We start from the raw sequence: 15444 nt of genomic DNA on the forward strand, positions 1-15444 counted from the left end.
CTGCGGAGGCATCGAACTGGCTCCGCCCCTACCCACACGTGTTTGAGGAGATTCGCCAGATCGCTCTCATCATCGACACGAAGTGGAAGCGGATCACGCGGATCGACGATCCCAAACAGGGCGTGAGCCAAGCCGATGTCTACCAACTGATGGCCTATGGCCGGCTATACGACTGTCCGAATGTCGTGCTGCTGTATCCTCATCACGGCGGGCTGCCGCCCGATCCGATCGTGCAGCAGTATTCAATCGCGGAGCGGGGCGCGAGGGAGAGCCTTTTCGTGGTCACCCTCGACGTCACCGGACCACGCCGGAAGCACGAGACTGCCCTCAGAGACCTGGTATTGGATCGCCTGACTGCCGTCGTTGCTGCCTGAGTAGCAGGACTTTGTGCTTGGGATCAGCATGGGGGGCTGCGGCCGGGCCTTGGACAACGTCTTCGTCAAGCGGCTCTGGTGGTCTGTGAAGTACGAGGAGGTGTACTTGAAGGACTGCGCGTCCGTGCCGGAGGCCCGTTCGGGTGTTGGGCGCCATTTCTCTGTTTCTACAATTACGTACGCAGGCACCAGGCTCATTCTTGCCAGGCGGCGATTCGCTGCACGTCCTCTATCGCCCTCTGCATGAAGTCGCTCAGGCCCGGGTATTGGAGATCGGCATTCCTGGTCAGATACAGCATCTCTCTTGCGCCCAGATCGCTCATGTCTTCATGCACGATCAAGCTGATGAAGAGGAGCCTCGCCTTTTGGAACTCCAGCAGGGAGATGGCTACGTTCTTCGCTTTGTCGTTGCCGCGTACGCCGAAAAGATAGAGCGCACGGTCGTTGTGCGTCAGAGACCAGTCCACGCCAACCGGGTAATCGGGTAGTGGGTAGTAGTCGGCAATCGGAGACAATGGTGTCAATTCTGTCGCGACATATTCATCGAGGTCGTCGTAGAAGCTGCTGCGAGGCACTTCCCGTGCCCAGTAGCGCATGTTGCACACTTTCTGTACACAGCCGGCAAACTGAAGCACGCCACGGTAGAGTGAATCCGCCGGTGCATCGAGATACAGATTGCCGGCGTCGTTTCGGATGTCGTTGTTGATAAGGATGCTGTCGAGAATCCGCCTGCGCGCCAGAGATGTCTCATCGAACGTATAGGAAAGACGCATCAGAGTCATGCCGAAGTCGCAAATGCGGATGTAGCCGTCGCCGAGCGGACTGCTCTGCAGATAGATATCCACCATGTCGCCGTCTTCGTGCAGAATGGGGACGATCAGTTGATGGCGTCCAGGGCGCCGTTCGTAAACATCGACACGTCCCGCGAGCTGCTGGTTCAACGTCGCGACGGCGTTCTCGATGTTCATTGGAACAGGACTCCTTGACTCAGCTCCGGGAACCAGGGATCGAGATTCGATACGCCGATGTCCTCGAAAAAGACCGCAAGGCCTTGTTCAAGGGTGCTGTACCGATCCGTAGGTTCCCGGTGCTTTTCTTGCGGCTGCAGGCTTCCCGATGCGATTTCCTGCTCGGTGATGCGGTGTATGTGCGGGCTGAAGAAATGCTCGTCTCCACCCTTGCTCAGCTCTCCGTGGGGACCGTTGTATCTGACTAATGTGACCGTTCCCAACGCAGGATCATCGCTTCGGTAGCGCAACCCGATGGAGAAGTTCTCGATGAACATGAGGTTCTGCCGAACGAAGACCAGGAATGTCCCGTCGCCTACTGATTCGGATCGAAGCTCCACGTCGCAACGGCGGTGCCCGTTCTGTTCTCGATATCCCTTCATGGGCGTCTTGGAGACGATCGTCTTGGGCACGCCAATGATCTGCGCAATCTCCTCGTCCGTCATCGTCTCACTGCTCTCGAAATGCCGCCAGCTTCGTGATGACGTCCCGGTCCAGTCCGGCCTTGCGCGTGACGGCCCGCAGGCGCTCGACGGTCTCGGCCAGTGGCCGGTCATCGAGTTCGTCGAAGTGGGAGATGCGAAAACTGCGCATCTCCCACCGGCCCTCGCCGTCCCGCGAATACCGGCCGGTTCCGTAGGCGCGCACGTGATAATGAAACAGCAGGGGAGCCAGTCTGAGGGCGACAGCTCGATCGGCTTCGCAGTTATGGATGCGGTCCCCGTCCTGGAGCCGGACGTTCACGATCTGGCGTTTGCCACCAACGGAAATCGGGACGCCGTAGAGCTGGCCGTGTTCACAGAAGGGGCCATACTGCTGCTCCTCGGAGTCCGCGATGGCGCCCGGAAAAGAGAGTAGGCGCGCCGCCTCGTTGCCTGCTTCCCGAAGTACGGCCTGGGCGTTGTCCTGGTACAAACGCTGTTGAATCCGAGCATGGGCGTTGCGCGCCTCGCTGTCCGCCTCGCCGATCCTCGCCGCGTGGAGCCGCTCGCGGACCCTCGTGACAGCCTCGTGGTCAACGACATGCGCGACGGCGGTGCTGCCCTCGCGCAGCTCGAGGAAACGGACGTGCTCTTTCTCGCCGAGAACGGTGGCAAGGTCTCCGAGGTACTCCGCGAGACGTGCCATGGGCAGTGTGGCGGGGGTGAACGAATCCTGGATCACGAACTCCAAGACTTGAGGATGCTCTCCCATTCCCACCACCTTTCGCTCTCTGATCGTACCAGGATCAGCGGCCTGTGTCAGCCGATCGTCTCGGCGGTTTCGGACGGTAGGAATAGCGTTGATCTCGACTCGCCGTCAAGCGTCGCAGTACGCGGCCGACTCACGGTGCGCCCGCCTGCTCACAGGCCAACTCGAACACCCGGGCGGTCATCCACCGCTTGAAGTCCTCGTTGTCCATGAACTGCTTGAACAGCTCGGCGTCGTCCTTGACCATGCCGGTCACGATTCGGGCGAGCACCTTGTCGTGCTCGATCCGGGCGTTGGCGTCGTCGGAATTCTCCCGGGCGTTCCGGAAGGCGGCGTCCGCGGCAACCTTGGCAGGGATCGTCTTCGTGATGAGCTCTCCGACGCGGTCGCGGTCGTCCCAGGCGATGTTGCCGAACAGATCGTTGAACGCCTGGAGGATGTTCGAGAGCCGGTCCAACTCGGGCTCGGGAATGTGGCCGCCGCCGCTGGTCGGTACCGGCTCGATCTCCGCGTCGTCGTCGGGCAGTAGGATCTTCTGCACCGCGCGCTTCTCGACGCGGTAGCTGTCCATGTCGATGGCGTCGAGGATGCCCTTCGACAGGTCCTCCTCCTCGGGGGCCGGCAGCTTCGAGATCAGGAAGTTCAAGAAGATCGAGCGCTTCTCCCACGCAGCGTTCGTGTAGGGCAGGACGCACGACAGGAAGCCGTAGGTCCGCACGAAGGCCTTGGCCTTGCCCTTGAAATCCACCTGTGCATCCTCGTCCAGCTCGTGCACGTAGACCGCCACGCAGACGTCGAGGATGGGATCGAGCTCGTCGCGGTCGGCCCCGCCGAGGTAGCGCTCTACGAGGTCATCGATCTGCTCGGGCGAGTAGACCTGGGCGCCGTCGAGGTCGGCCTGCAGATCGTGCAGCTTGTCCGGGTCGGTCTCGCTGGCCAGGATCGTCGTCGGGTAGAAGTCGGCGAAGGCGTCGCCGATGGTGTCGGCGTCGTTCAGGAAGTCGAGCACGAAGACATCGTGCTTCTTCGGGTGCGCCCGGTTGAGGCGCGAGAGTGTCTGCACCGCCTTGATGCCGGACAGGGTCTTGTCGACGTACATGGTGTGCAGCAGCGGCTCGTCGTAGCCGGTCTGGAACTTGTCCGCGCAGACGAGGAAGCGGTACGGGTCCGCCTGGATCTTCCGGACGATCTGGCCGGACGGAAAGCCGTTCAGCGACGCCTCGGTCACCTTCTGACCGCCGAACTCGGGCTCGCCGGAGAAGGCGACGACGGCGCGGAACTGGCTCTTGCGCTGCTGCAGGTAGTCGCGGATGGCATGGAAGTACTGGATCGCGCGCTCGATGCCGTTGGTGACCACCATCGCCCGCGCGGCGCCGCCGATCTTGTTTTTGGCGAGGACCTGCTCGTAGAAGTGGTCGACCATGATCTCGGCCTTCAGGCGGATCGCGTGGTCGTGGTCCTCGACGAAGCGCCGCAGCTTCTTCTGCGCCTTCTTGACGTCGAATTCCGGGTCGTCCTCCACGGTCTTGGCGAGCCGGTAGTAGCTGGCCACCGGCGTGTAGTGGGCCAGCACGTCCAGGATGAAGCCCTCCTGGATGGCCTGCTTCATGGTGTAGCTGTGGAAGGCGCGGTGCCGGACGGCGCCGTTGGGCTGCGGGTCGGGCGCGCCGAAGATCTCCAGCGTCTTGTTCTTCGGGGTGGCGGTGAACGCGAAGTAGCTGGCGTTGGGGAGCAGCTTGCGCGACTCCATCACGCGGTTGATCTGGTCCTCGTAGGACTCGTCCTCGCCTTGTTCGCCGGCTTTCCCGAGCACGGCCGAGATGGAAGCCGACGTGCGGCCGCCCTGGCTGGAGTGGGCCTCGTCGATGATGATGGCGAAGCGCCGGCTGCGCTGCTCGTTGCCGATCTCGTCGAGGATGAAGGGGAACTTCTGGACGGTCGAGATGATGATCTTCTTGCCCGCCTCGATGAAGTTGCGCAGGTCGCCGGACTGCTGCGCGCGCCCCACGGTCGCGCCGACCTGGGCGTACTGGCGGATCGTGTCGCCGATCTGCCGGTCGAGGATGAGCCGGTCCGTGACGACGATGATCGAATCGAAGACCGGGGCGTCGTCCCTCGCGAGGCCGATGAGTTGGTGGGCCAGCCAGGCGATGGAGTTGCTCTTGCCGCTGCCCGCCGAGTGCTGGATCAAGTAGCGGCGGCCCGCCCCCTGGGCCGCGGCGTCGGCCAGCAGCCGGCGAACGACGTCGAGCTGGTGGTAGCGGGGCCAGACCTGTGTCCGCTTCTTCTTGCCGGTCTTCTCGTCCTTCGCCTCCACCACCTGGGCGTAGTTCTCCAGGATGTTGGTCAGGCTCTCGCGGGCCAGCACCCGGCGCCACAGGTAGTCCGTCTTGATGCCGCTCGGGTTGGGCGGGTTGCCGGCGCCGTCGTTCCAGCCCCGGTTGAAGGGCAGGAACCAGGACGCTTTCCCCTTGAGGTGCGTGCAGAAGCGCACCTCGGCCTCGTCGACGGCGAAGTGGGCGATGCAGCGGCCCAGCTCGAACAGCTTCTCGCGCGGGTTGCGGTCCTTCTTGTACTGCTCGACCGCATCGGCTGCGGTCTGCTTCGTGAGGCTGTTCTTCAGCTCGAAGGTGAAGATGGGTAGGCCGTTGATGAAGAGGCCGATGTCGAGCGCCCGCTGCGCGTCGTCGCGGCTGTAGCGAAGCTGCCGGACGACGGTGAAGCGGTTCTGCTGGAAGCGCTCCTGTGCCTGCGGGTTCCCGGCCGACGGCGTGCCGTAGAACAGTTCCAGGTTGTGCGCGCCGTGCTTGACGCCGTGGCGCAGCACGTCGATGGTGCCGCGCTTGGAGATCTCGCCCTGCAGCCGCGCCAGGAACTTGCGCCGCGTCGGTCCGTCCACGTCCAGGGCCAGCGATTCGGCGGCCTCCGGCTGCGTAGCCCGCAGGAAGGCGGCGAGCTGGACCCGATCGACGCAATACTCGCGATCGTAGTCGTGGGGATTGCCGCCGATCCAGCCGACACCGCCGTAACCGGCGGGCGCCTCGGCAGCCCGGCCCTCCTTCCGCGGATCGCAGGGATGGCCGGCCAGCGCCGTGCAGATGAGACGTTCGAGACCGCGTTCGGACGTATCGGTGGCGTCAGCCATCGTGCTGTTTAACGGGAACTTCACGAAGCCTCTCGAACCGGAGGCCGGTCATACACATGCTCGCCCGCAATGGAACGATGCGCGAATCGCAGGCAGGCCTGGATGTCCTCGGGTTCCAGCTCGGGGTACTCCCGCAGGATCGTCTCCCCCGTATCTCCCGCCGCCAGCATCCCGAGTACATGCTCCACGGCTATCCGCATGTTCCGGATGATCGGCTTTCCCCCGAAGACGTCCGCCCGCACGGTGATGCGATCGAGCAGTTCCGCCTTGCCGCTCACGGGCCGCTCCATCAGTGGCCTTTATGCCGCTTCGCTCAGCGCGGCGGCGAATTCGTCGGGCCGCGACCAGCGTGCCAGCGTCGACAACGGCTCGACCAGCCGGAAGTCCTCGTCCGCCCAGACATCTGCGGTGTCGTCGAACAGCGAGACGAAACTCAGCGCCTCGGGCCCCGCCACGAGGTGATTCAGGTCGTGCCACGCGGCGAGTACGTGCTCCGAGACCCTGTGCGCCGCGGCGCGATTGCCGGTACTCAGGACCTGAACCAGTGAGCTGCGCCGCTCGGTGCGCACGTGGAAGTCGACCGTCCAGCCGCGGCCGGACCGGCCGACCAGCTTCTCGGCCCGTTCGAATGCGAGTTCGCGCTCGTTGAGGAAATCGGCCACCTCGTCCGTGATCGACTCGACCGCCTGCGTGCGGAATGTAAACCACAGGTCCGACACTCGGAGCGCCGCCTGCGCAACTCGAGTGACCACCTGCGCCAACTCGTCTCCGGGCCGACATCGCGCCTGCAGCATCCCGCGGTAGAACTCGATTCCGTGCGTCACGCAGGCGTCTTCGATAAGCCGGGTCTGTTTCGGCGAACGGCGGAGGGCAGCCGACTGCATGCGAAGCCAGCCGGTCGTTTCGGCAAGATCGCTGACCGTGACGGTGTCGCCGTTGACCTTGCAGAACAGGTCGATGTTGTCGCCGTCCGGATACAGATATGGAGTGCGGATTCGCTGGTAGTCGCCGTGGTCCGAGCACGTGAACAAGGCTCCGATCCTGCGCTGCAGGTCCTGACACGCATTGCTGGCGTTCATCGCCACCGCATCACCGCTTGAGGCGTCCGGCGACGCAGTTCGTCTTCGCGGCGCGAAGTCGGGCCAAGTCTCTTCAGCCACTCTTCCATTCGAAACGGACCTCGAGCTCCCGCAGCATGCGGAAGGTGTCCCACGTGGCTACGTTGAATTCGTGACACACGTTCCCCAACGGCACGCGCCGCTTGACGTCCGGGCTATATTCCTCGTGCGTAACCACCACGGCGCCGTGCGCCTTGGCATACGCCGCCAGCCAGCCATCGGCTGCCGCCGCAAACTCGGCCTTGGCTTCGCGTCGAAACTGAGCGTTTCCCTGAACCCAGGCCATCACGTCCCCGAACGCATCGGCCACTGCCGGGTCGGCCGAGGAAACGAACAGCGCCGTCGGGCTGTCTCTCACCCACTTCGACAACGCATCGCGACCTCTCAGCAACTCGCTACGCACTCTGTCGATGCTAAACACCCGCTCCCGCGCGGCGTAGTGACGCAGGCATTCCCAGAAACCCGGACACAGATCCAGGCCATAGTAGCGCCGATGCGCCTCGATGAAGATGTTCGCGTCGAGCGCGAACACGCGGTCCTTCACGTTGTCGGATCCAATGAGCGCACAAAGGTGTCGAACGTGTCACCGCGCAGGCCCGTGAGGGCGTACGCCTCGCGATACGACAGGCGGCCTTCCTTGACGGCGCGACTGACCGCCGCCCCGAATCGACGGCCGATGCGGACGTTCTGACTGTTCCAGAAGTTGCCGCCGGAAGTCTCGTCGGGTTTGCGAGCCGCATGCTGCTGGTAGGCGTCGTAGAACTGCCGGAACTCCTTCCCGTCGATCAAGCGCAGGCGCAGCGCCCGGTGGGCGGCGACCAGCACGCTGACCTTGAACCGCCTAGCAATAGCCTGTAGCGATTCCTCGATCGTTCCGACTCGCCTCCAACGTGCGGTCAGCTCCTTCTCGGCGACCAGAAACTCTGCCGCGGCGCTGTTGCAGAACCGTTCCGCGTCGTGACCGGACGACGACATCGCATCGACGCTGGACACGCCCGTTGCGCCCACGAACACGTGCGCGAGCTCGTGTGCCAACGTGAACATCTGGGCCGCCTTGAAGTCCGCACCGTTGACGAAAATGAGCGGTGCGTAACGGTCGACCAAGGCAAAACCCTGGAATTCTCCTCTGTCGAGCTTGCGGTGCGTGTCATTGCCGACGATGCCGTTGAATACCACCAGAACGCCGCTCGCTTCGACCCGATTCCGCAAATGGCGCAGGGCCTCGGTCCACGAGCGCTGGCGCGAGCCCCAGTCAATCGACAGTTCGAGCTGTTCTCGCATTGCCGCCGCCGCCGTCGCGGGTGTCGCGTCCCGGCCGCAGCAGCCGACGAGAGCCAAGGGATCTGCGCCGTCCTCGATCAACTCGTCGCGCATCCACGCCTGCCGACGCGCCATGAGGTCCACGGTCTCAAGAAGATCCGGGCTCGGCCGCAGGGGGCGCTCACCGCCCGCTGCCCGAAAATCCGGTATCGGCAGATCATCGTCCGGCGGTTTACGCAGGTAGAGGTAGCCGAGCGGGGTGTGAGTGTGGTGCGCCAGTCTGTCCGCCTGGGACATGCTGATCTTTCCGGACCGTTCCCACTCCACGACCCGAGCCGGTCTGACTCCGACCTTGGCGGCGACCGTCTCCATCCCGAGGCCGGCCCGTTCGCGTGCCCAGCGCAGCACGGTGGGCTGCAACGTCGTCTGCGCGCGGCGACCGCTCACGGTTGTGCCTCCCGCTCCTCCGGGCCGTTGCGCTCGATTTCCTTCATGCGCCCAACTCCGAGATCCCAGTGGTTCCGCCCTTGGTGTAGAGCACGTCTCCGACTGCAGGCTTCACCCGCTGGCAGAAGGTCGCCGTAGCGCACGCATGGAACGCCGGACTCTCGCTCGTCCTCCTTGGTACCACCGCCTCCCTTGAAGAGCCGGCCGAAGCGGCCGAGGTGCCGTGCCTCCCCAGTGCGCCGGGACCGCTCCCAGCTCCTCCACGCCAGAGTCCTTGTAGGCCGGATACGGCTTGAGCCTGGCGGCCATCACATCAACCGAAGAGGGTGTCGCATACTGCCTGCTTGGGCAAGCCGAGGAACGCCGCCACATCGGCGATGATCGCGTTCAGCGTGCCGATACGTACGTCCCGATGCCGCGGTACGGTCACCTGATGATCCTCGCCTCGTGCCGTCAGCGTCACGGTCATGTGACTGCCCCGGGTCCGAGTCACGCGGTAGCCGTAGTGACGGGCGAGCCGCCGGGCGACCTCGGTGCCCGAGAGGTCGCGAGGCAGCTTCATACCGCGATGGCCTCGTCCCGGACCAGGTGCAGGCGGATCACGCGTGGTGCCCCGTCCTCATCGAAGTGGCAGAGCACGGCGTCTCTCGCCATTTCCTTCAGATCGTCCCAGTTCTCTCCCTGCGTGTAGATACTGTAGCCGAGCGCTTTGGCGTCGTATCCGCCTTCGACCGCTTCCGTGACCTCGAAGATGATCTCCGCTGGCCGCGCCCGCGACTCTGCCGATGGATTGTCAGTCACTGCCCGCTCCCGTTGCGCTCGTCTTCGTCACGTCGAGGCCGGTTCGCCGTGGCCCAGAATCTCCGCCAACAGCCCTTCCGTCTCCCTCTCCAACGCCAGAATATCAGCCCGGATCTCCCTCAGAGACCGCATCGGCTTCGGCTTGTAGAAGTACCGCGTGAAGCTGATCTCGTAGCCGATCTTCACGCTGTCGGCCTGGTTCCACGCGTCGGCCGCGTACGGCAGCACCTCGCGCCGCAGGAACGCCTCGATGCCGCCCTCCTCCTGCAGCGGGATCTGCTCCGTGTCGCGCAGGTCGGTATCCGGCTCGTACTCCATGTCCTGCACGTTGGGCGAGAAGCCGTCGAGGTAGGCGTGGAAGTCGGCCGTGAGCTGCTGGCGGCTGGCCCGGGCCCGCAGGTCGCGCAGGGTGAACTTCGAGGTGTTGTAGAAGGCTTGGCCCGCCGCCTGCCGCAAGGCAGCGTCCTGCGTGACTACACCAGTGTCGTCGAGCAGAGCCTTCGTGTTGAGCACTTCCTGCTTGCTGTCCTCCAGCACCGCGTCCAGCCGGCGCAGGACGGTCATCGGCAGGATGACGTCGCGGTACTTGCCGCGGACGTAGAGGTCGCGGAGGACGTCATCGGCGATGCCCCAGATATAGTTCGCGATCCAGTTCAGGTCGGCGTTGCTCGTGGCCATGGGAATCCGTGCCGCCGGCGATCCTGCGGTTCGATTCAGCGGGTTGCCCGTGTTGGGGATAGTACACGGGACGCGGCTCCATCGGGCGCGAAGACGTTGTCGCTCCGGCCGGCCGCGACGCGAGAAGCGCCGTCGGCGCGTCACATGCCCCAGACGTCGATGACGACACCTTGACGTGACGTCTTCCGGTGGCGAAATACCTTCTCGTCCCAACTCCGGCCCTCGGCGTCGCGGTCGATGATCACCAGGTGCCCTTCCTGCGCCGCGCAGCGGTCCATGTAGGCCGCGGTCTGCTCCAGGCCCTCCGCGATGGTTCGTTCCAGGCTGCCGTGCAGCAGCTTGCACTCGATCACGATCTTGTCGACGCGCCGGGCTGTCCCGCCGCCGGCGTGGGAAGGTCCATCGCGTGGACCGCGCTCCGACCCACGGGGGTCGCGCGGCCAGACGATCAGCAGGTCCGTGCGGCCCCGTCCCAGGCCGTACTCCCGCTCGATGCGCCCGCCGCTGTTGACCACGCGCTGCAGGAACGCCTGCAGCAGCAACTGCGGCCACGCCTCCTGATACTGGAACCGTTTCGACCAGTGCTCCGAGTGCTCCCGGAAGAACGTCTGGAACGCCGCCACGAGCGCGGCGACGTTCAGTCCGCCGTCGGTGTCGACGTACCATGCCGTCTCCTGGTCGAATTCCTCCTGGACCACCCAGGTCAGCTCGCGCGGTACCACCTCGGCATAGATTGGGTTCGCGATGCGCACCGGCCTGTCCCGCGCGAGGAGGCCGAGGTCCCGGATGTACTCCAGGTCGCGGTCGGTGAAGGTCCGCGCCTCCGCCCCACTCAGCAGCGGCTCGATCACCCGGCGCACGCGGTCCTCTCTCAGCTTGTCCGCCAACTGGTCCAGGTGCGTCGCCCGCCGCAGAATGAGCCGCTCCTGCGCCGCCCGGAGCGCCTCCGCGTCGATGGCCCGCGACCGGTCCCGTCCCGCCTTGTCCCGGAAGCAGGCGTCATCCGCCAGCGCGTTCACCAGCCATGGCTGCCCCAGCGTCTGCTCCCACACGAGTTCCAGGGCCTCGGCCGTGAACGCCTGTCCCGTCTCCGCCGTGTGCTGCCCGAGCAGGGCCAGGACCTCGTCCCGCGAGAAGTCCCCCAGCCGCAAGGACGCCGCCTTGACGTTGAACGCGCTGCCCCCGGCGATGATCGCGTTCGCCGAGCCGGAATGGATCCGGTAGTCCCGCACGTCCCGGACCCCGCACAAGACCACGCTCTGCGGAAAGCCGCGCGGACGCTGGTGGTATCCGGTCCGCAACTGCCGCAGCACGGCCAGCAGCGAATCGCCGATCAGCATGTCGATCTCGTCGATCAGCAGCACCAGCGGTGTCTCGTCGGCCCCAGCCCAGCGCGTCAACGCCTCCAGCAGCACCTCGTCCGGCGCGTATCGCGCCAGCAGATCCCGAAAGACGCCGTCCAGGAACTCGTCGCCCAGGGTCATCCGCGCCTGGGACGCCAGCCGGCCGAGCACCGTGCGCATGGCCCGTCCGACGTCCTCGCGGGCCGTCTGCGCGACCTCGATGTTGACGTACACGCACCGGTAGCCGTCGGCATTCAGCCGGTCCCGCAGCGCCAGCAGGGCCGAGGTCTTCCCCGTCTGGCGGGGTGCGTGCAGCACGAAGTACTTCTCGTCCCCGACCAGCGCGAGCACGTCGTCCAGATCGAGCCGGTCCAGCGGCGGAACGCAGTAGTGCCGGGCGGGCTTTACGGGACCGGCCGTGGTGAAGAAGCGCCTGCGGTAGCGTCGCTCGGGCCGCGAGGCATCCATGTTCTCGGAACGTATCACGGGTTCACAGTCCCGTTGCGTTTCGGAAGGCGCTCGAACGACAGTAGCGGTCACGGCGTACCGGCCTGCTCGCAGGCCAGCTCGAACACTCGGGCCGTCTTGCCGGTCGGGCCGTCCGCCCGTTGCGCCGGGCGAGGGAGTCTGCGCCGTAGAACGCAACGGAGTGAGTTCCGCGGCGCAAACTCCTGGGATGGTGGGGGCTGGGGCCGAACACGGAGCCTTGCGACGGGTTGGCGGCGCTAGAATGGACAGCCGCGCGAATGTCGAAATCTGCGCCCGAGCCTCGCGGCCCAGCCTGATCCGGGGCGTGAGTTTCAGGAATCCACCGCGTGCCGGAATGCGCGGGTGCTACAGGAGTTGACGATGATCCGCACAGCCGTCGCTTGCGTCGCCGTGGCGTGGGTGCTCGCCGGAAGCCAGACCGTCGCGCAGGAAGTGCGGCGGTCGGCCCATCACGACTTTCGCGCCGTGACCGTGGCTGACGGTCTCGACGTGCCCTGGTCCGTCGCGTGGCTGCCGGACGGCGACATGCTGGTGACCGAGCGTCCGGGACGTCTGCGCATCGTGCGTGACGGGACGTTGCTGCCCGACCCGGTTCCCGGTGTTCCGGAGGTGTTCGCGAGGGGGCAGGGAGGCTTGTTCGACGTGCTGCCGCACCCTGGCTTCGCGACCAACCGCCTGCTGTATCTGAGCTACGCGCGGCCGAAGGGAGAAGGCTCGACCACAACGGTCGTCAGAGGTCGGCTCGAGAACGACAGGTTCACCGACCTCGAAGACGTCTTCGAGTCGCAGTCGCAGGGGCGCGGCCACTACGGGGGGCGGCTCGCCTGGGACGGCGACGGCTACCTGTTCGTCTCGGTGGGCGATCGGATGGCGCGCACGTCGGGAGACCTGCCGGCGCACCCTGCACAGGACCTGTCGAACCATCACGGGGTCACGGCTCGTCTCCATGACGACGGCCGGGTGCCGGACGACAACCCGTTCGTGGGGCGGGGCGGCGTCCTGCCCGAGATCTGGAGCTACGGACACCGGAACCCGCAGGGGCTGCTCGTGCACCCGGAGACCGGCGAGCTGTGGGCCAACGAGCATGGTCCGCAAGGTGGCGACGAGCTCAACCTGATACGGCCCGGGCTGAACTACGGGTGGCCGGTGGTCGGCTACGGCGTCAACTACGGCAGCGGGACGGCGATCCACGCCGGGACGCGCGGCGAGGGCATGGAATCGCCGGCGCACTTCTGGGTCCCCTCGATCGCCACCTCCGGCCTGCTGTTGTACACGGGCGACCGGTTCCCGGCATGGAAGGGCAGCTTCTTCGTCGGCGGGATGGCCGGCCAGCAGCTCGCGCGCCTCACGCCGAGCGTCGATCGGCCGGGCCAAATCGAGCAGGAAGAGACGTTGGCCTACGGGATTGGCCGAGTGCGGGACGTCCGGCAGGGGCCGGACGGCTACATCTACTTGGCGGTCGAGCAGCGCGGCCGGCCGGGTCAAGTCGTGCGGCTCGAACCGGTAGCGCGCCGGTAGCGCCGATCGAGCGCGTACGCCGGCCGACAAGGGGCGGTCACTACTGCCCTCATGGTCCTGGCGACGCGTTACCTGTGCTGTTGGGACGATGACCGCTCGGTGCCCGCTACTTCGAGGATCGATCCGACCTGGGCCAGTTGGACGAGATCGACTGGGGCGCCGTCGAAGCAGCGGACTGGCGGCTAATGCAAGGAGGGCAAGCAGGCCGAGTTCCTGATCGAGCGCCGCTTCCCGTGGGAACTCGTCTCCCGCATCGGTGTGCGGTTGCGGAGGGTCTGCTACCAGACCGAAGCCGTCCTCGAAGCCGCCGCGCATAGGCCGCCCGTCGAAATTCGTCCAGCGTGGTACTACTGAGGGAGGAGTGGTGCCGGTGATCATGTACAAGACTGGCGACATCCTCACGGAGGCGGCGGAGGCCCTGGTGAACACCGTCAACTGCGTCGGCGTGATGGGGCGCGGGGTCGCACTTCAGTTCAAGCGTGCGTTTCCCGAGAACTTCAAGGCATACGCCGTCCGCTGCAAGCGGGACGAGATGAGACCCGGAGATGTGTTCGTCTTCGAGACGGGTGAGATCGTTCCCCCACGCTACATCATCAACTTTCCGACCAAACGGCACTGGCGTGGCAAGAGCCGGCTTGAAGACATCGAGTCCGGGTTGCAGTCGCTCGTCGGGGAGATCCGCTCGCGCGGAATCCGGTCGATCGCCATCCCGCCGCTTGGTAGCGGCCTGGGCGGGTTGCATTGGCCGAGTGTGCGTAAGCGCATGGAGAAGGCTCTGGAAGGACTCGACGACGTCGAGATCGTCTTCTTCGAGCCAGGCGGAGCACCGACAGACGGTCGAGTGAACCGATCACGCGATGTCCCGAAGATGACGACAGGTCGTGCGGCGCTGGTCGGACTGCTAGACCGCTACCTGCTCGGCCTGCTGGATCCGTTCGTCACGTTGCTGGAAGCGCACAAGCTCATGTACTTCATGCAGGTCGCGGGCGAGCCGATGAAGCTGCGATTCAAGAAGGGTCGTTACGGACCGTACGCCGAGAACCTGCGGCACGTGCTGCACGCCGTCGAAGGCCATTTCGTCTCCGGCTACGCCGACGGCGGCGATGCCCCGGACCGGCGCTTGCAACTCGTGCCGGGCGCGCTGGAGGAGGCTCGCGCGTTTCTTGAGGGCAAGGCGGATACGCACGCGCGCTTCGCGAAGGTGTCCGAACTGGTGGACGGTTTCGAGTCGCCGTTCGGTCTGGAGTTGCTGGCCACGGTTCACTGGGTCGTGGCCGGCAAGCCAGTGGGGCTGGACCTCGACGAGGTGACCGAGCAGACCTACGCGTGGAACGACAGGAAGAAGCAGTTTTCCCAGCGGCAGATCGAGCTTGCCTTCCGCGTGCTGTCCGACAAGGGCTGGTTCACGTGAGCGAGAGTGCTCAGGTGCGGCCGCCGAGGACATCCAGCGTCCGAGCACCCCGGGCTGTTCGCTCCGTCATCACCGCCGGGCGCGTAGGCCCGCCGGCCCAAGGTCATAGCCGACCATGAACAGACCCGCCGCCAGTTCGTGAAATCCGTCCTCCCCTTCACGGAAAGTCCCCGGGTTGTCTTCCAGCGTGCGACGCAGGAGCCAGTTGGCTCGCATAACGTGTTCCGTGTGGAATCGCGAATCCTGTCGGAGCTTCGGAAACCGTAGCGAGCCCCGGCTGGGGTTCCGCATCTTCGGGTTCTTCGGGTTCGATCCCTCCCTGGCGCTGCCGAATGCGAACGCCAATGGAGGTGGGACTTCCGACCGAAGGGTGTCGTCACAGAACTGTCGCACCAGAAGCCCGAGGGCTGCACCTACCCTGCCGTCGTACATCCCGCAGTACTCGCAGAGCAGACTGTAGATCTTCGCAAAGCCCGCGTTCATGCGGCATTCCGTGGCCGGGCCAGCAGTTTGCACGAGCATGTCGCGCCTGGACGGCGTGTGATTCCGGGCCAGCACGCGGCGCATGTGTCCAAGCTCGGCGATCAGGACGTGTTTCCGCGACCTCAGACGGAAGTTTCAGCGGTCGTTTTCCCGGAACCCATAGATTCTAAAGGCTTTAC

Annotated in this window: 15 protein-coding genes and 2 pseudogenes; 4 read left to right on the plus strand and 13 right to left on the minus strand. The window is 65.3% G+C overall.

From position 1 onward, the window contains the following. Window positions 1-374, plus strand: a 374-nt coding sequence (locus tag F4X11_16510) for a hypothetical protein (GenBank protein ID MYN66608.1), incomplete at its 5' end; no start/stop codon positions are given. A gap of 194 nt (window positions 375-568) precedes the next feature. Here F4X11_16510 and F4X11_16515 read toward each other — a convergent pair. The 12 genes and pseudogenes from F4X11_16515 to F4X11_16570 all read right to left on the minus strand — a co-directional run bounded on the left by F4X11_16515 (window position 569) and on the right by F4X11_16570 (window position 11832). Continuing rightward, the gene (locus tag F4X11_16515) at window positions 569-1342 is read right to left on the minus strand and encodes a DUF1828 domain-containing protein (GenBank protein MYN66609.1); all 774 of its coding nucleotides are present in this window, start codon (window positions 1340-1342) and stop codon (window positions 569-571) included. Continuing rightward, window positions 1339-1827 (minus strand): hypothetical protein, encoded by a 489-nt coding sequence (locus F4X11_16520; GenBank protein MYN66610.1) that lies wholly within the window; start codon window positions 1825-1827, stop codon window positions 1339-1341. Before F4X11_16520 ends, F4X11_16515 begins: the two co-directional genes overlap by 4 nt. Before the next feature lie 4 nt (window positions 1828-1831). Then, window positions 1832-2554 (minus strand): hypothetical protein, encoded by a 723-nt coding sequence (locus F4X11_16525; GenBank protein ID MYN66611.1) that lies wholly within the window; start codon window positions 2552-2554, stop codon window positions 1832-1834. Window positions 2555-2705: 151 nt separating this feature from the next. After that, on the minus strand, window positions 2706-5717 hold the full coding sequence (locus F4X11_16530) for a type I restriction endonuclease subunit R (protein ID MYN66612.1): 3012 nt from the start codon (window positions 5715-5717) through the stop codon (window positions 2706-2708). A gap of 20 nt (window positions 5718-5737) precedes the next feature. Beyond that, the gene (locus F4X11_16535; GenBank protein MYN66613.1) at window positions 5738-6007 is read right to left on the minus strand and encodes a DUF433 domain-containing protein; all 270 of its coding nucleotides are present in this window, start codon (window positions 6005-6007) and stop codon (window positions 5738-5740) included. Window positions 6008-6016: 9 nt separating this feature from the next. Then, window positions 6017-6796 (minus strand): DUF1828 domain-containing protein, encoded by a 780-nt coding sequence (locus tag F4X11_16540; protein ID MYN66614.1) that lies wholly within the window; start codon window positions 6794-6796, stop codon window positions 6017-6019. A gap of 73 nt (window positions 6797-6869) precedes the next feature. Next, complete coding sequence (locus F4X11_16545; GenBank protein MYN66615.1) at window positions 6870-7379, minus strand: DUF4411 family protein; 510 nt, start codon at window positions 7377-7379, stop codon at window positions 6870-6872. Beyond that, entirely contained in the window at window positions 7376-8467 is a 1092-nt protein-coding gene (locus tag F4X11_16550; protein MYN66616.1) for an ImmA/IrrE family metallo-endopeptidase, read from the minus strand. The genes F4X11_16545 and F4X11_16550 overlap by 4 nt, the downstream gene beginning before the upstream one ends. A gap of 388 nt (window positions 8468-8855) precedes the next feature. Continuing rightward, entirely contained in the window at window positions 8856-9104 is a 249-nt protein-coding gene (locus F4X11_16555; protein MYN66617.1) for a type II toxin-antitoxin system HicA family toxin, read from the minus strand. Continuing rightward, window positions 9101-9343 carry a 2-oxoisovalerate dehydrogenase gene (locus tag F4X11_16560; GenBank protein MYN66618.1) on the minus strand — a complete coding sequence of 81 codons (243 nt, stop codon included), beginning with the start codon at window positions 9341-9343 and terminating at the stop codon, window positions 9101-9103. Before F4X11_16560 ends, F4X11_16555 begins: the two co-directional genes overlap by 4 nt. A 315-nt stretch (window positions 9344-9658) precedes the next feature. Then, window positions 9659-10021: pseudogene (locus F4X11_16565) on the minus strand (SAM-dependent DNA methyltransferase). A gap of 140 nt (window positions 10022-10161) precedes the next feature. Next, window positions 10162-11832, minus strand: coding sequence for an ATP-binding protein (locus tag F4X11_16570; protein MYN66619.1), 1671 nt, complete (start codon window positions 11830-11832; stop codon window positions 10162-10164). Between the two features lie 381 nt (window positions 11833-12213). On the opposite strand from F4X11_16570, the gene F4X11_16575 reads away from it, so the two are divergent. The 3 genes and pseudogenes from F4X11_16575 to F4X11_16585 all read left to right on the plus strand — a co-directional run bounded on the left by F4X11_16575 (window position 12214) and on the right by F4X11_16585 (window position 14782). Continuing rightward, entirely contained in the window at window positions 12214-13371 is a 1158-nt protein-coding gene (locus tag F4X11_16575; GenBank protein MYN66620.1) for a PQQ-dependent sugar dehydrogenase, read from the plus strand. 128 nt (window positions 13372-13499) lie between these two features. Then, window positions 13500-13725: pseudogene (locus tag F4X11_16580) on the plus strand (DUF4433 domain-containing protein). A gap of 16 nt (window positions 13726-13741) precedes the next feature. After that, window positions 13742-14782, plus strand: coding sequence for a macro domain-containing protein (locus tag F4X11_16585; protein ID MYN66621.1), 1041 nt, complete (start codon window positions 13742-13744; stop codon window positions 14780-14782). A 69-nt stretch (window positions 14783-14851) separates the two neighbouring features. Here F4X11_16585 and F4X11_16590 read toward each other — a convergent pair whose 3' ends face one another. Beyond that, the gene (locus F4X11_16590; GenBank protein MYN66622.1) at window positions 14852-15349 is read right to left on the minus strand and encodes a hypothetical protein; all 498 of its coding nucleotides are present in this window, start codon (window positions 15347-15349) and stop codon (window positions 14852-14854) included. Window positions 15350-15444 lie beyond the last annotated feature (95 nt).

Source organism: Acidobacteriota bacterium (genome assembly GCA_009861545.1).
GTDB lineage: Bacteria > Acidobacteriota > Vicinamibacteria > Vicinamibacterales > UBA8438 > WTFV01.

Coding starts and splice junctions, on each gene's coding strand:
- F4X11_16555 (MYN66617.1), bottom strand. CDS start 9,104: ATGAAGCTGCCTCGCGACCTCTCGGGCACCGAGGTCGCCCGGCGGCTC.
- F4X11_16515 (MYN66609.1), bottom strand. CDS start 1,342: ATGAACATCGAGAACGCCGTCGCGACGTTGAACCAGCAGCTCGCGGGA.
- F4X11_16535 (MYN66613.1), bottom strand. CDS start 6,007: ATGGAGCGGCCCGTGAGCGGCAAGGCGGAACTGCTCGATCGCATCACC.
- F4X11_16570 (MYN66619.1), bottom strand. CDS start 11,832: ATGGATGCCTCGCGGCCCGAGCGACGCTACCGCAGGCGCTTCTTCACC.
- F4X11_16540 (MYN66614.1), bottom strand. CDS start 6,796: ATGAACGCCAGCAATGCGTGTCAGGACCTGCAGCGCAGGATCGGAGCC.
- F4X11_16550 (MYN66616.1), bottom strand. CDS start 8,467: ATGGAGACGGTCGCCGCCAAGGTCGGAGTCAGACCGGCTCGGGTCGTG.
- F4X11_16590 (MYN66622.1), bottom strand. CDS start 15,349: ATGCGCCGCGTGCTGGCCCGGAATCACACGCCGTCCAGGCGCGACATG.
- F4X11_16575 (MYN66620.1), top strand. CDS start 12,214: ATGATCCGCACAGCCGTCGCTTGCGTCGCCGTGGCGTGGGTGCTCGCC.
- F4X11_16530 (MYN66612.1), bottom strand. CDS start 5,717: ATGGCTGACGCCACCGATACGTCCGAACGCGGTCTCGAACGTCTCATC.
- F4X11_16520 (MYN66610.1), bottom strand. CDS start 1,827: ATGACGGACGAGGAGATTGCGCAGATCATTGGCGTGCCCAAGACGATC.